The organism is Phytohabitans aurantiacus (genome assembly GCF_027923225.1).
Taxonomy (GTDB): Bacteria; Actinomycetota; Actinomycetes; order Mycobacteriales; family Micromonosporaceae; genus Phytohabitans; species Phytohabitans aurantiacus.
Window position 1 is genome coordinate 1 of record NZ_BSDI01000041.1, and the last position, 14,660, is coordinate 14,660.

Below are 14,660 nucleotides of genomic sequence, written 5' to 3' on the forward strand. Positions count from 1 at the left end.
GATCCGTTCCCGCTCCAACGCGGACAATCTCTCTGCCACAACCCACTCCTACCTGCAGAAACGTGGGTGTTGCAGCCAGATCTTGAAACCGCCCAGGACGACGCTGGAGCGCCAAGATCTGGCGCGCGGCGACCGCCAGGGAAAGCTACGCGTCAAGATCCGGCGCGGACGGCGGCATGCTGGCGGCGGGTTCGGCGTGTCACGGGGCTCGGGTGCGGGAGTGTCGAGTTTGTTGCTGATGTTGGGCGTTTTGCGTTGTTTGTGGGTTTAGGGTGGTCTGAATTGGGTACCAGCGGTGCGGCATGTTGTCGGACGTCTTCACGTTCCGTATTCTTGCCAGCCACCGGAGTGCGCGGCGTCCTGCCGCGCGCCCGTTTTGCTAGTGGGGGACGCGATGGCCGAGCGGGCGAATGCCGCACGCAAGGCGGCATCGAAGAGCGGTGCTGCTACGCAGCGCGCCGCAGGGGCGCGGGCGACCGCGTCGCGGGGGAAGAGTGCGCCGGCGACGACGGCGCCAGCTGGCCGGAAGGCCGCGCCTGCCAAAGCGGCCGGGCCCGGTAAGAAGGCTGCGAGCAGCGCAAAGTCCGCTGCTGGAAGCAAGGCCGCGTCGGCAGCTAAAGCGGCGCCCGCTGTGAAGGCCGCGTCTGGTACTAAGGCCGCGCCTGCCGCGAAGGCTGTGCCTCGTTCTAAGGCCGCGCCTGCCACGAAGGCTAAAGGCGCACCTGCGGCGAAGGCGGCGTCCGCAGATAAAGCTGCGCCTCGGGGCAAGTCAGACGTAAAGGCTCAGACGCCCACGAGGGCGGCGGCCAAGACCGCCCGCAAGTCCGCGGCTCCGGCTAAGACCGCATCGGCTAGGACGAGCGCGCCTGCGGCGAAGGTCGCATCTGGGTCAAAGGCCGCGCCTGCCGCGAAGGCTGGGGCGGGGGCGCAGTCTGCGCCCAAGGCGAAGGCCGCGTCCACGGCGAAGGCGTCCACGGCGAAGGCCGCGCCTGCGAGCAAGGCCGGGACGGCGAAGAAGACGGCGGCTACGGCGGCGAGCGGTGGGTCGAAGGCCAAGGCCGGCACGGCCAAGAAGGCCGCCCCTGTGAAGGCGAGCCGGGCCGCTACCGGCAAGGCCGCAACAAGCGAAGCGGCGAGCAAGGCTGCTAAGGCAACGACGAAGGCCGCGCCCGCGACGAAGGCCGTACCTGAGAAGGCGGCGCCCGCCGCGAAGGCGCCTGCGAAGGCGCCGTCTGGGACGAAAGCTGCGAAGGCGGCGCCGGTGAAGGGCGCGTCCGCGGCGACGTCCAGCGCGGAGACCGCACCGGCCGGGAAGGCGGCGCCCGCCGTGAAGGCCGGGCCTGCGAAGGCGCCGTCGGGGACGAAAGCCGCGCCGGCCGCGGAGGCCAAAACGACGAAGGCCGCGCCTACCGCGAAGGCCGCGGCTGGAAAGACAGCGGCCAAGAAGGCCGGCACGGAGGCCAGCACGGCCGAGGCCGCTGCGGAGCCCGCGGCTGGGAAGACGGCGACCGAAAAGGCCAGCACGGCCGAGGCTGCGGCTGGGAAGGCGGCGGCCAAGAAGGCCGGCACGGAGAGCGCCAGCACCGCCAAGGCCACTACGAAAGCCGCGAAGGCTGCGAAAGCGGCCGACGCTGGCGGGGCTGTGAACGGCGTGAAGGGCGCGGAGGGCGCCGCCGGGCCGGAGGCTCCGGCTGAGGCGGCCGCACCGTCGAAGAGGTCGGCTTCAACGACGAAGGCGGCACCAAGTAAGAAGGCCGCGCCCGCGAGCCTTACCGCCGCTAAGCGTGCGGTCAAGGCTGCCGAGTCGGGCGCGACGAAAACGGCGTCGCCGGTGAGCGACGTGCGAGATGACACGACGGCCGGTACGACCCCGGCCACCGGACCGTCTGAAGAGACGGTCACCGCCGCTCCGGACGTTACGGCGAGACCCGCTCGTAGCGCTGAGGAGATCACCACACCGACCGCGGCCACCCAGGCCCAGCCGACCGCCGCGCAGACCGCGGACAAGGGAGCGACGATGGCGAAGACTGCCGACACGAAGACCACCGCCGCAAGCCGCAAGCCGGCAAAGGGCACCCGCACTGCCGCGGAGACGGAGAAGATCAAGGCCGCGCTGGCGGCTCGGCTGGACGAGCTTCGCACCGAGTACGATCAGACGCTGAGCGAGATTACCGAGCTTCAGCGCGAGCGGCTGACCGACTCGGCCGGCGACGACCAGGCCGACACGGGCACCAAGACGCTCGAGCGCGAGCAGGAGATCTCCCTCGTAAACGGCATCCTGGAGCGGATCAGCCAGGTGGAGCGGGCGCTGGAGCGGCTCGACGAGGGCAGCTACGGCTGGTGTGAGCGGTGTGGCAACCCGATTCCGGTGGAGCGGCTTGCCGCGTTCCCCTCCGCGACACTGTGCGTGACCTGCAAGCAACTGGAGGAGCGGCGCTGACTGCGGACGCGGAGACGACGGCGGCCGATTCGACGGCCGGGACAAAGGCGACCACGCGCAGACGCGCGGTCACCATCCTGGCAGCGACGGCCGCCGTCGTGTGCCTTGCTGATTTTGGTACCAAGCACTGGGCGCTCGCGACGCTTGAAAACCGCGATCCGGTGAAGCTGCTGGGCGGCGCGGTCTATCTGACGCTGACCCGCAACAGTGGTGCCGCGTTCAGCTTGGGCAGCGACTACACGTTCGTGTTTCCGCTGGTGATGGCCGGTGTCGTGGCGTGGATCTGCTTCATGGCGCTGAAGCTGCGGTCGCTGCCGTGGGCGGTTGCGCTCGGTCTGGTACTCGGTGGCGGGCTCGGCAACTTCGTCGACCGGCTGTTTCGGGCGCCGGGCCCCTTCGTGGGGCACGTGGTCGACATGGTCAGTCTCTTCGACCCGTACGGCCAGGTGTGGCCGATCTTCAACCTGGCTGACAGCGCCCTGGTGTGCGGTGTCGTGCTCGCGGTGGTGCTGGAGTTGACGGGACGGCAGCGCGACGGCACGCGAGTGCGATCCAAGAAGGATCCCTCGTGACCGCGACCCGCTCGTTACCGGTACCCGATGGCTTGGATGGGTTGCGCCTGGACCAGGCCGTCTCACGCCTTTTCGGGCTGTCACGCACTGCCGCGGCCGCGCTGGTCGAGGCCGGTGACGCGCTCGTGGACGGCGTGCCCCGGCCGAAGGCCGACAAGGTCAGCGCTGGCTCGTGGCTCGAGGTGACGCTGCCGGCGCCGCCGGCGCCGGTGGAGGTCGTACCGCAAGCGGTGCCCGGCCTCAGCGTGGTCTACAGCGACGACGACATCGTGGTGGTCGACAAGCCGGTGGGGGTGGCCGCGCACCCGAGTCCGGGGTGGACGGGGCCGACGGTCATCGGCGGCCTGGCCGGCATGGGGCATTCGATCTCGACGAGCGGCGCGGCCGAGCGGCAGGGCGTCGTGCACCGGCTCGATGTCGGCACGACGGGGCTGATGGTGGTCGCGAAGAGTGACCAGGCTTACAGCGTGTTGAAGCGGGCGTTCAAGGAGCGCGAGGTCGAGAAGCGGTACCACGCGGTGGTCCAGGGGCATCTCGACCCGCTCCGGGGCACGATCGACGCCCCGATCGACCGGCACCCGACCCACGACTGGAAGTGGGCGGTGATGTCAGGCGGTAAGCCCAGCGTCACGCATTACGACACGCTGGAGGCGTTTCCGTCCGCGAGCCTCGTCGATGTCCGCTTGGAGACCGGCCGTACGCACCAGATCCGGGTCCACTTCTCGGCCATGCGGCACCCGTGCGTGGGTGACCTGACGTACGGTTCTGATCCGACACTCGCGGCCCGGTTGGGGCTGTCCAGACAGTGGTTGCATGCCCGGGCGCTCAGCTTTCTGCACCCCCGTACGGGGGAAGAGGTTCAGTTCGTCAGCGACTACCCTGATGACCTGGCGAGGGCGCTGACGAAGCTGCGCGACGCCGCCTGACATCTCACCCTGAGGAGCGACGCCGTGCGCGCTGGCGATTTGCTGCGCCGGCTTGACAGCCGGTTGCTGCCGCCCCTGGCGGCAGCGCTGGCACGGCTCGCACACGGTCGGGTTCGCATGCGTGTACTCACCGCTACCGCACTGCTGTCCGTGAGCGCGGTGCTGCTCACCGCGGTGTGGACGGCGGGGCGCGGTGAGCCGCCCGGTGACGTCACGGTGGGTGATGTCGTGCGGGTCGGTGTGACCGACGGGGAGTCGATCCCGCAGTACGTGCGGTCGAGTCGCAGCGAGCTCGCGACGCTGGCCGCGGACCAGGAGACGTACGCGCTGGTCACTCTCTCGGCGTACCTGGCACCCGAAAGGCTGAAGCCGATCCTCGGCGGGATTTCGGTGTCGCAGGTTTTCGGGCGGGTGCCGCTCCCCGGCGCTCAAACCCAGATAGTGCGCATTCCGGCGTTGCGCGTGCCAGACGACGTCACGGCGGGGATGGTGATCGTCGCCGACCGCAAAAACGCCGAGGCGACCGAGTACCGCGAGATGAGCAGCAAGCTGACCGGCGACAGCGCGCGCGAGCGGGAGCTGCGCCAGGTCTACGACAGCGGTGCCGAGGTCGCGATCGCTGAGGCGGAGGCGTACCGCGGCGGCTGCTCGTGTGTGTACGCGGCTGTGGTTCGCGCCACACCGCCGGCGCTGGATCGGGTTTTCGAGCGACCGGAGGTGCGGGCCGTCGACGCCGCGCCGGAGGTGCGTCGGCTGGACCGAGCGGTGTTCCTGCCGCCGCTGCCCGAGCAGCGTGACGTCGTCCGCCCGCCCGTCCACACCGCCCTGCCCTCGGGGCCGCCGGCCCCGGAAACACCCACCCCGCCTGCGGAAAGTCCCTCAGCTTCGGCGCCGTCACCGGAGCCGTCGACGGAGCCATCGCCGTCGGTCGAGCCGTCCTCCGCGACTCCGGAGCCCTCACCGAGTGACGTGCCGACGACGGCCCCCGCGTCCGAGTGACAATCGTTCGGCAGCATCTCGCGGCCCGTCCGGCCGTTGAACCTTTAGGTGGGTGCGGCCCGTGTCCAGAATCGTGGCGGTCGGAGTGTCGTGCTCTCGTAGGGCCGATGGTGTGGTCTCAATAAGGATTTGTTCGTAGCCTGTCATGCGGGGTCCTTGCTGAGAAATGCGGGACCGAGATGGCGCTGGGAGGGGCGAGCCGTGGAGGGCACCGAGACCGGCTGGGGCCGGCCTGCGGAACCAGCGCCGCGATGGCGTGCGCTGCTGGACCGTGCCCTGCTAGGCAATCGTTCGGGGGAAGACCCAGAGATCGTGGTCGATCAGCAGGGCATGATGCGAAGGGCGCCGAGCCCGCTCGACGGTCGTTCTCGGACAAATGGGGCAAATGGCGCCAACGGCATAAACGGCCGCCAGAGCTACGGCGGCTACCCGCAGGACTACGACGACGGCTACCCGCCCGACGCGCGTTACCGCGACGAGTACCGGGATCCGGCGCCGCGCTACCCCGACGACTACGACCGGCGCTACCCGCAACGCGAGGAGTACAGCCGGTACGCCGCCCTGGAAGAGGAGCGCTACCTGCCTCCGCAGTCGCCGAGCAACGGCTACGCCCCGCCGGCACCCGACCCGTACGCGTCGCGCATCGAATGGCGCCAGACCCGTCCCGACCCCGAGGTGGAGCGCGCCGTCGGCGTGCTGCGCCGCGACCTGGGCAACCCGAAGGTGCTCGCGTTCGCCAATCCCAAGGGCGGCGTCCACAAGACCACCGCGACCGTGCTGGCCGCGGCGACGGTCGGCAGCGTCCGCGGGCGCGGCGTCCTGGCCTGGGACGACAACGAGCTGCGCGGCACGCTCGGCCTGCGCGCCGGTAGCGCGCGCCACGCGCGCACCATCCGGCACCTGATCGCCGACCTCGCCGACGTCGAGGGCATGCACGGGATCGACCTGAAAGACACCCTCGACGACTACTTGCGGCACGCCTCCGACGGCTCCTATGACGTACTGGCCGGCGAGGAGAGCCCGCGATTCGCGCAGCGCCTCGACCAGTACACGGTGCGGCGGGTGCTGGAGTTGCTGCGCCGCACGCACGACGTGATCTGCGTCGACACCGGCAACAACGTCGAGAGCGCCAACTGGCAGACCGTGCTCCAGGCGGCCGACCAGTTGGTGATCACCACGGTGCCGCGCGAAGACGCCGCGTTCACCGCCGACTGGATGCTCGACCTGCTCTACGAGGTGGGCATGGGCGAGCTGGCGGAAAACGCGGTCACGCTGCTCTCGTGCCCCACCCCGGCCAAGTCGCCGCTGCTCGACGACCTGGCGGGGCACTTCGAGGGCAGGACCAGGGCGGTCGCCGTCGTCCCCTACGACCCCGCGCTGGAGGCCGGCTCCTCCATCGAGTACGCCCAGCTGCAGCCCGAGACCCGCGAGGCGTGGCTGAAGGCGGCGTCAGTGATGCTGGAGCCCTTCGTCCGCTAGACGATTGGATCTGGGTCAAAACCAGGATTCGAGCTACCGCGATGCCCGTCGTGGCGCGGACCGTCGCTCCCGCAGCCTCGCCCTCCGCGTCCAGTCACGCTCAAGATCCCGACAAAATCCCTGATTTTGTCGCCTCAGACGCGCTCGGAAGCCGCGATATCAGGGATTTCGCTGTCACGTCCGGGCGGGTCGTGTGGCGGCGGCGGGTGAGGCCGCGGGAGCAACGGCTCTCGAGCGCCGCGGACGTCGCGGTAGCCCGGCATCTCTTGGAATAGATCGTCTAGCGCTTGATGACGGGGCGCTGCGGGGGCCACGACTTCGGCAGGATGTCCTTCTCGACCTTCGGCCGCGGGTCGGGGCGGCAGCCGTAGACGATGCCCCAACGCGGGCACGATCCGTCTGGCAGCCGCTTCATGTGGGCGATCCACGACATGTACCCGACGGTGTCGCGGCGCTCGGTGTCCGGCATGTACCGGTTGGCGGTGGCCGAGGCGCCGGACGCCAGCACCAGCATGATCGGGATCAGCATGAGGCCCGCCGGGGCGCCGCCGTTGGCCGACTTCGGTTCGAGCCGGTGCGCCATCATCCGGCGCACCGCCTTGACGCCGTACAGCACCGCGAACCCGGTCAGCAGCAACGTGCAGTACAGCAGCACGGCGGTCGTGCGCGGGTACAGCCGGACGGTCATGGTTTCCCACTGCTCGCTGGCCAGCCACATGCGCAGGATCCAGGCACCGGCCGCGAAGCAGCCGAGCGAGATCACCGCGCTGCGCCGCCAGCCGAACCAGAGCGCCGCGCCGATGCCGAGCGCGAGCAGCAGCGTGAACACGCCGACCCCGCCGAGCTCACCCGTGGGCGGCCACAGCAACGACTCGGCGCCGGGCCGGTCGTTGCGCCACATCGCGAAGTACGTGGGCTCGGTGTTGGTGTCGAAGTAGAAGTAGTTGTCGCTGGTGGCGCCGGTGGGCGAGAAGAGGCCCATGATCGTGCCCCACGTGATGCGCAGGAAGATGAGCAGCGCGCTGCCGGCGAGCAGCAACGCCTTGACCCAGCCGCGCCGCCACGGGGTGACGATCAGGAAGGCGAGCACCACGCCGGGCGCGCACCAGACGAACCAGCCGGTATAGAACTGGAACTGCAGCGCCAGGATCGCGCCGAACCCGGCGCCGTAGAGCAGGGCGAGCAGCGGATGCAGGCGATCCGAGCGGCGGGCCTGGCGCAGCAGCGCCACCAGCACCGGGATCATCATGACGAGCGTGAGCTGCGGGTACGGCTTGACGGGCTCGATGAACGGCAGCATCGCGATGACGCCGATGCCGAGCGCCCACATGGGGCGCAGAGTCATCCGCCAGGCGAGATACGCGGCCGGGCCGAAGAGGGCGGTGCCGAAGATCTGCAGGTCCTTGAGGGCGTACAGGGGAATCTGGTCGTAACGCTCTGACCAGTACTGGATGATGGTGAAGGGCAGCGGACCGTAATGGTCCGGGATGTCCTCGCCCCGCATGAGCATGTCGGTCCATTGAAGGATCCAGACGTAGTCGCCGCCGCCGGCCCACAGCGGCAGCGGCGTGTCGCGGAGGGCGACCTGGATGCCACCCGCGACGATGCCGGTCGTGAGGCCCGCGACGGCGGCGCAGCCGATCCGCACGACGACGTCGCGCCAGTACGGGTTGAGCAGCTTGTGGGCGATGACGAGGATCGTCACGATCCCGGCCGCGATGATGGCGAACCGGAATTGGAGCGCGGAAAGCCCGCTTACCTGACCGATCCGATTCATCGGGTTGACGTCGATGTCTTTCGCCCAGAAGGGGAAAATCAGGGCGGTGAAGACGGCGGTGACGATCTCCAGCGGTATCCACACCGCGCGCAGCCACTGGCGCCAGCGCTGGCGCTTGACGGGTGGGCCCGCCGGCTCCTCTGTGACTGTTGGTGCTGGTGAGGTCTCATCCGGCGGCAGCGGGTCCTCGGGCAGTTGCTCGACCGGAATTACCTCCGGTTTCCGGCCCACTGCCGGTTTCGCGGTGTCTCCCACCAAATCTTCCGCTACCATCCATCCACCTTCGCCCCGTGGGTTTGCGGAAGCCCGCGGCGGCAGAGAATACCCGAGCCACGTAACGGCCCGATGGCGTCGCTCCCCCTACCGTAGGGTGAGCCGCTTGGTCATGTCCGCGGTATCGGGCAATTCACCCGTGTCCACTGTGGACTGTGTGCCACGTGATCCAGTTGGCACGACCTGAGGCCGTGTCGCCCCTGCCGGGTGTCGGACCCCCGGGCTAGGCTCTGTGACCGGTAAGGCGTGCGTCGACGGGAAGGGGGCTTGGGTGTCTGAGCGTCGGGGCGGATCTGACTCGTTCGTGCACCTGCACGTGCACACCGAGTATTCGATGCTCGACGGTGCCGCCCGGCTCAAAGATCTTTTCAGCGAGACCAGGCGGCTCGAGATGCCCGCCCTCGCCATGACCGACCACGGCAACCTCTTCGGTGCGTACGACTTCTACAAGCAGGCCACCGCCGCCGGCGTCAAGCCGATCATAGGCTGCGAGATGTACTTAACGCCCAATACGGACAGGCGTGACCGCACCAGGGTCCGCTGGGCCGACGGCGGGGAAAACGACGTCTCCGGTGGTGGCGCCTACACCCACATGACCATGCTCGCGGCCGACGCCACCGGCCTGCGCAACCTCTTCCGGCTCGGGTCGCTGGCCAGCCTGGAGGGCTACTTCTACAAGCCGCGCGCCGACCGCGAGCTGCTCAACCAGTACGCCAAGGGGATCATCGCGACCACGGGCTGCCCGTCCGGCGAGATCCAGACTTGGCTGCGCATCGGCGACTTTGAGAAGGCGTGCGCCTCGGCGTCCGAGTTTCGAGACATCTTCGGTGCCGACAACTTCTACCTGGAGTTGATGGACCACGGGCTCGGCATCGAGACCCGGGTGCGCGAAGACCTGATCCGGCTCGGCAAGCGCCTGGGGCTCAAGCCGGTCGCCACCAACGACCTGCACTACACGTACGACAGGGACGCCGACGCGCACGAGGTGCTGCTCTGCGTGCAGTCCGGTTCGACGATGGCTGACCCGAAGCGGTTCAAGTTCGACGCCCGCGACTTCTATCTCAAGTCGCCCGCCGAGATGCGCAAGCTGTGGGACGCCGAGGTGCCCGGCGCCTGCGACCACACGCTCGAGATCGCGGAGAAGATCGGCGACTACTCGACGCTGTTCGCGTCGCGCGACCTGATGCCGCAGTTCCCGGTGCCGGCGGGGGAGACCGAAGAGTCGTTCCTGCGCAAGGAGGTCCTGCGCGGGCTGGAAAACCGGTTCCCCAACGGGGTGCCAGACGACCGGCGGCAGCAGGCGGAGTACGAGCTCGACGTCATCCTCAAGATGGGCTTCCCCGGCTACTTCCTGGTCACCGCCGACCTGGTGGCGCACGCCAAGAAGGAGGGCATCCGGGTCGGGCCGGGCCGTGGTTCGGCCGCGGGTGCGCTGATCGCATACGCGCTGGGCATCACCGAGCTCGACCCGATGCAGCACGGCCTGCTGTTCGAGCGGTTCCTCAACCCCGACCGCGTCTCGATGCCCGACATCGACATGGACTTCGACGAGCGCCGGCGCGGCGACATGATCCGGTACGCCACGGAGAAGTACGGGCAGGAGCGGGTCGCGCAGATCATCACGTACGGCACGATCAAGGCGAAGGCCGCGATCAAGGACGCCGCGCGGGTGCTCGGGTACCCGTTCGCGATGGGCGACAAGATCACCAAGGCCATGCCGCCGGCCGTGATGGGCAAAGACATCCCGCTGGGCGGCATCTTCGATTCGAGCCACCCGCGATACCCCGAGGCGGTCGAGTTCCGGCAGCTCTACGACTCCGACGCCGAAGTGCAGAAGATCGTCGACACCGCCAAGGGGCTCGAGGGGCTCAAGCGGCAGTGGGGCGTGCACGCCGCGGCCGTGATCCTCTCCCGCGACCCGCTGGTCGACGTGCTGCCGATCCAGAAGCGCGAGCAGGACGGCGCGATCATCACCCAGTGGGACATGGGTGCCTGCGAAAACATCGGCCTGCTGAAGATGGACTTCCTCGGCCTGCGCAACCTCACCATCCTCGACGACTGCCTCGAAGCGATCCGCGACAACCGGGGCGTCGACGTGGTGCTCGAAGAGCTTCCGCTCGACGACAAGCCCACCTACGAGCTGCTGGCGCGCGGCGACACGCTCGGTGTGTTCCAGTTCGACGGCGGGCCGATGCGCGCACTGCTCCGCTCGATGGCGCCCGACAACTTCGAAGACATCTCCGCCGTGGGCGCGCTCTACCGGCCCGGCCCGATGGGTGCCAACGCGCACAACGACTACGCCGACCGCAAAAACAAGCGCAAGCCGGTGGTGCCGATCCACCCTGAGCTGGCCGAGGCGCTCGAAGACGTCCTGGGCGACACCTACGGGCTGATCGTCTACCAGGAGCAGGTCATGGCGATCGCCCAGAAGCTCGCCGGCTACACGCTCGGTGCCGCCGACCTGCTGCGCCGGGCCATGGGCAAGAAGAAGAAGGAGATCCTCGACAAGGAGTTCGAGCCGTTCTCCGCCGGCATGAAGGCCAACGGCTTCTCCGACGCGGCGATCAAGACGCTGTGGGACATCCTGGTCCCGTTCTCCGACTACGCGTTCAACAAGGCACACTCCGCCGCCTACGGCGTCGTCTCGTACTGGACCGCGTACCTCAAGGCCAACTATCCCGCCGAATACATGGCCGCGCTGCTCACCTCGGTCGGTGACGACAAGGACAAGTCCGCCGTCTACCTCGCCGAGTGCCGGCGCATGGGCATCAAGGTGCTGCCGCCCGACGTCAACGCGTCCAACGCCCGGTTCGCCGCCGTCGGCAACGACATCCGCTTCGGGCTGGCCGCCGTGCGCAATGTCGGCGCCAACGTCGTCGAGTCCATCCGGCGCTGCCGCAAGGAAAAGGGCGCCTACACCGACTTCTACGACTACCTTCGCAAGGTCGACGCCGTCGCCTGCAACAAGAAGACCGTCGACGCGCTCATCAGGTCGGGGGCGTTCGACTCGCTGGGCCACAGCCGCAAGGGTCTGCTCGCCATCCACGCCGACGCGATCGACTCCTTCCTCGACATCAAGCGCAACGAGGCCGTTGGCCAGTACGACCTGTTCGGTGACGCGTTCGGCGCCGGCGACGACGCTGGCGGCGGTGGCATGGTCGTGACCCCGGTCATCCCGACCGACGAGTGGGACAAGTCAGACCTGCTCGCGTTCGAGCGCGAGATGCTCGGCCTGTACGTGTCCGACCACCCGCTGCTCGGCGTCGAACACGTCCTGCGAGACGCCGCCGACATGTCCATCGCCTCGCTCGCCGAAGAAGGCAACGTGTCCGATGGCGCGGTCATCACGCTCGCCGGCATCCTCTCCGGTGTGCAGCGGCGCATCACCAAGCAGGGCCGGGCGTGGGCGTCGGCGTCGCTGGAAGACCTGGGCGGCGCCGTCGAGGTGCTCTTCTTCCCCAACACGTACGAGGTCGTCGGGCAGTACATCGCCGAAGACGCGATCGTGGTGGTCAAGGGCCGCGTCGACCGGCGCGACGACCAGCCGCGGCTGATGGCGATGGACATGTCGATCCCCGAGATCACCGCCGCCGACGAGGTCAAGCCCATCGTGCTGGCCTTGCCCCCGTCACGCTGCACGCCGCCGCTGGTGGAGCGGTTGCGCGAGGTCCTGACCAGCCATCCGGGCAGCGCCGAGGTCCACGTCAAACTGGTCAACGGCTCCCGTTCGACGCTCCTGCGCCTCGGCCCGACCCGGGTCGCCCCGACGACGGCCCTGATGGCCGACCTCAAGGCCCTCCTAGGCCCCAACGCCTTAGCCAGCTAACGCGCACCGCCCCGCCGCGCTTTTGCACGCGGCGGGTGCGCTTCCAGCGCCGCCGCGGCGGCCGGCCTTTCCGTTGCGTGGTGGTGCGTGGCGGTCCGGGCGTCTGTTGCGGCTGCGCGGTGGGCGCGGCCTGGTTCTTGCCGTTGCGCGAGGGTGCACGGTGGTCCGGGCGTCTGTGGCGCTTGCGCGGCGGGGGCGCGACCGGCACCTTTTCCGTCGATCAAGGGCAATGCACGGCTCTTCGCCCCGATGTGTGGGTAGGGAGCCGGGTGGGTGAGGCGGCGCGCCGTCGTGGCCGGGGCTGGTCGTCGGGGTTTGAGGGGGTTGGCGGCGGTGTGTCGCCGCGCCCCTGCGCGCCGATCAAGGGCAGTCGCATCGATCAAGGGCGAATGCACGCGGTTTGAGATCAAACCGCGTGCATTCGCCCTTGATCGGCGTGCTGGGCGTGGCGACACGCCGTCACCGGCGGGCGGCCCGCAGGGCAGGGCTTCTTGATCGATGCGAATGCCCTTGATCGGCGTGGCTTGGTCCGTTTTCCTGGCCTGCGGACTTTGGCTGGCGCGGCGCCGCCGTGCCGGTGGGTGCTGTCCAGGCGGGTCGGTCTTGCGGCGGTGGGTGGAGGGGACATGTTCGGGGATTTTGCGGCGTCGCTGCCTTCCGGAGGCCGCGTTTTCGGGGATGTTGCGGCAACGTGACGGCGTCCGTGTGTAGATCTTGGAGCTCTACCGTCGCCAGGGGCGACGGTAGAGCTCCAAGATCTGGCTGTGGCCCGGGTGGCGGGATGTGGCCGGCGACGCGGTGGGGCTGAAAGGGGCGATCGGAGGAGAGGAGGGTGGGGCACCCGGGTGGGTGGGAGTGCGGGAGGCTGAGAGGATCGGGGCGTGACCGAGGAGCTGCACGAGCCAGGACTCGATTTTCGTACGGCGCCGGCGCGGCCGCGTCTGCTGCGGGTACTGGGCGTCGCGGCCCTGGTCGCGGTGGTGCTTGCCGTGTTGGGTGCGCCGCTCGGCTTGCTGTGGAAGGCAGTCGCGCCGGGTGTGCCCATGGTGAAGACGGCCGAGGGGGCGCGGCTGGTGGATCCGCAGCCGGAGGAGTTTGTCGCGGCTGACGGGTGGTTCACGCTGCTGGGTCTCGGGTTCGGTGTCGTGGCGGCGATCGTGCTGTGGATGGTGCTGCGGCGGTACCGGGGGCCGGCGATGATGGCGGGGATCGCGGTCGGCACGGTGGGGGCCGGGTTGGTGGCATGGTGGCTGGGGAGCAAGCTCGCGCTCAACGACTTCGATCAGGTGGTGGCGGCCGCGCAGGTTGGTCAGGCGTTGAGCCGGCCGCCGGATCTGCGGGCGGGCGGGTTCGAGTGGTTGTACGGCTTCATCCCGACGCTGCGCGGTGACGTGTTGATTCCGGCGTTCGGCGGGGTGGTCATGTACACGTTGCTGGCCGGCTGGTCCAAGTATCCGGGACTGCGACCGGAGCCCGAGCTCGACGGCCCGGAAGCCATCGACGGCGCCCTGCCGCCGCACGTGACCGACGGCTGGCAAGCGGGATCGGACGGTGGGCAGCGGACGGGCGATGGTGGAGCGGTCGACGACGAGGCGCAGCGGCTCAGTTGGGGCTCAGGGGCACCGCAAGCTCCGTCAGCGGCACCGGCACCGCCCGCACCTGATTCAGCAGCGCCGCCTCGCGACTGAGCAGCCGGAGCTCGGCCCGGAGCCGCGTCGCCGTGTCGGGGGCCGCGAGGAGCCGCTGGCGGTCTTCCAGCGTCAGGGCGGTCGTGGCCGCTACGAGGTGGGACAGCACGGTCGGGTCGTCGGGGAGCTGCTCGGTGGCCTCGTCGGGGTCGGCGCGCATGAGGCTCAGGTACTGCCGAAAGACCGACAGGACGCGCGGCGCCAGCAGGTCGGCGATCTCCTCTTCGCCAGCGGGCTCGGGCAGCCATTCGACGTTGGCCGTGAGGTACGGCGTGGAGTCGGTGTCGACGTCGATGATTCTGAACCGGCGGCGGCCCACCGTCACGATGTCGTACCGCCCGTCGGGCAGCTCGTTGACCTGGCGCAGTTCGGCGGTGCACCCAACCTCGTGGAGGCTGAGGTCCTCAGAAGACGGGGAAGCCGGGCCGGCGGTGGGCAGGGTCTCCCAGCCGCGCCGGATCGCCACCACGCCGAATTCCCGGGGCGTGCCATCGGGTAGTGAGACGAGGTGCCGCACGAGTTCGCGGTAGCGCTCCTCGAAGATGTGCAGCGGCAACACCAGTCCCGGAAAGAGCACCGTCCCCAGCGGGAACACCGGCAACCGCTGATCCACTTCATAACCCTATAGGACCGATCTCACTGCCTGGACCCGCCGGACGGGCGCGGCTCTATCAGCGAAA

10 protein-coding genes are annotated in these 14,660 nt (G+C 69.2%); 7 read left to right on the forward strand and 3 right to left on the reverse strand.

What is annotated here, in order from left to right:
- Positions 1-783: 783 nt before the first annotated feature.
- Entirely contained in the window at positions 784-2,037 is a 1,254-nt protein-coding gene (locus QMG73_RS32070; protein ID WP_281901943.1) for a hypothetical protein, read from the reverse strand.
- On the opposite strand from QMG73_RS32070, the gene QMG73_RS32075 reads away from it, so the two are divergent.
- From QMG73_RS32075 to QMG73_RS32095, 5 genes are all read left to right on the forward strand, one after another.
- Entirely contained in the window at positions 2,018-2,440 is a 423-nt protein-coding gene (locus QMG73_RS32075) for a TraR/DksA family transcriptional regulator (protein ID WP_281901945.1), read from the forward strand. The two genes, QMG73_RS32070 and QMG73_RS32075, sit on opposite strands and share 20 nt — an antisense overlap.
- Complete coding sequence (gene lspA, locus QMG73_RS32080) at positions 2,404-3,012, forward strand: signal peptidase II (RefSeq protein WP_407676887.1); 609 nt, start codon at positions 2,404-2,406, stop codon at positions 3,010-3,012. Before QMG73_RS32075 ends, lspA begins: the two co-directional genes overlap by 37 nt.
- Positions 3,009-3,938 (forward strand): RluA family pseudouridine synthase, encoded by a 930-nt coding sequence (locus QMG73_RS32085; RefSeq protein WP_281901948.1) that lies wholly within the window; start codon positions 3,009-3,011, stop codon positions 3,936-3,938. The genes lspA and QMG73_RS32085 overlap by 4 nt, the downstream gene beginning before the upstream one ends.
- A 24-nt stretch (positions 3,939-3,962) precedes the next feature.
- The gene (locus QMG73_RS32090) at positions 3,963-4,937 is read left to right on the forward strand and encodes a hypothetical protein (RefSeq protein ID WP_281901951.1); all 975 of its coding nucleotides are present in this window, start codon (positions 3,963-3,965) and stop codon (positions 4,935-4,937) included.
- A 201-nt stretch (positions 4,938-5,138) separates the two neighbouring features.
- Positions 5,139-6,416 carry an AAA family ATPase gene (locus tag QMG73_RS32095; protein ID WP_281901953.1) on the forward strand — a complete coding sequence of 426 codons (1,278 nt, stop codon included), beginning with the start codon at positions 5,139-5,141 and terminating at the stop codon, positions 6,414-6,416.
- A gap of 280 nt (positions 6,417-6,696) precedes the next feature.
- Here the strand turns inward: QMG73_RS32095 and QMG73_RS32100 are convergent, their stop codons facing one another.
- Complete coding sequence (locus QMG73_RS32100; RefSeq protein ID WP_281901955.1) at positions 6,697-8,466, reverse strand: hypothetical protein; 1,770 nt, start codon at positions 8,464-8,466, stop codon at positions 6,697-6,699.
- A 271-nt stretch (positions 8,467-8,737) separates the two neighbouring features.
- Between QMG73_RS32100 and dnaE the strand changes: the two genes are divergently transcribed.
- A complete protein-coding gene (gene dnaE / locus QMG73_RS32105) occupies positions 8,738-12,292 on the forward strand; it encodes a DNA polymerase III subunit alpha (RefSeq protein ID WP_281901957.1) in 3,555 nt (1,184 codons plus the stop codon).
- A gap of 881 nt (positions 12,293-13,173) precedes the next feature.
- The gene (locus QMG73_RS32110; protein ID WP_281901959.1) at positions 13,174-13,980 is read left to right on the forward strand and encodes a DUF2567 domain-containing protein; all 807 of its coding nucleotides are present in this window, start codon (positions 13,174-13,176) and stop codon (positions 13,978-13,980) included.
- On the opposite strand, the gene QMG73_RS32115 is transcribed toward QMG73_RS32110, so the two are convergent.
- Positions 13,895-14,593, reverse strand: a complete 699-nt coding sequence (locus QMG73_RS32115; RefSeq protein WP_281901961.1) for an LON peptidase substrate-binding domain-containing protein — start codon at positions 14,591-14,593, stop codon at positions 13,895-13,897. The two genes, QMG73_RS32110 and QMG73_RS32115, sit on opposite strands and share 86 nt — an antisense overlap.
- Between the last annotated feature and the right edge of the window lie 67 nt (positions 14,594-14,660).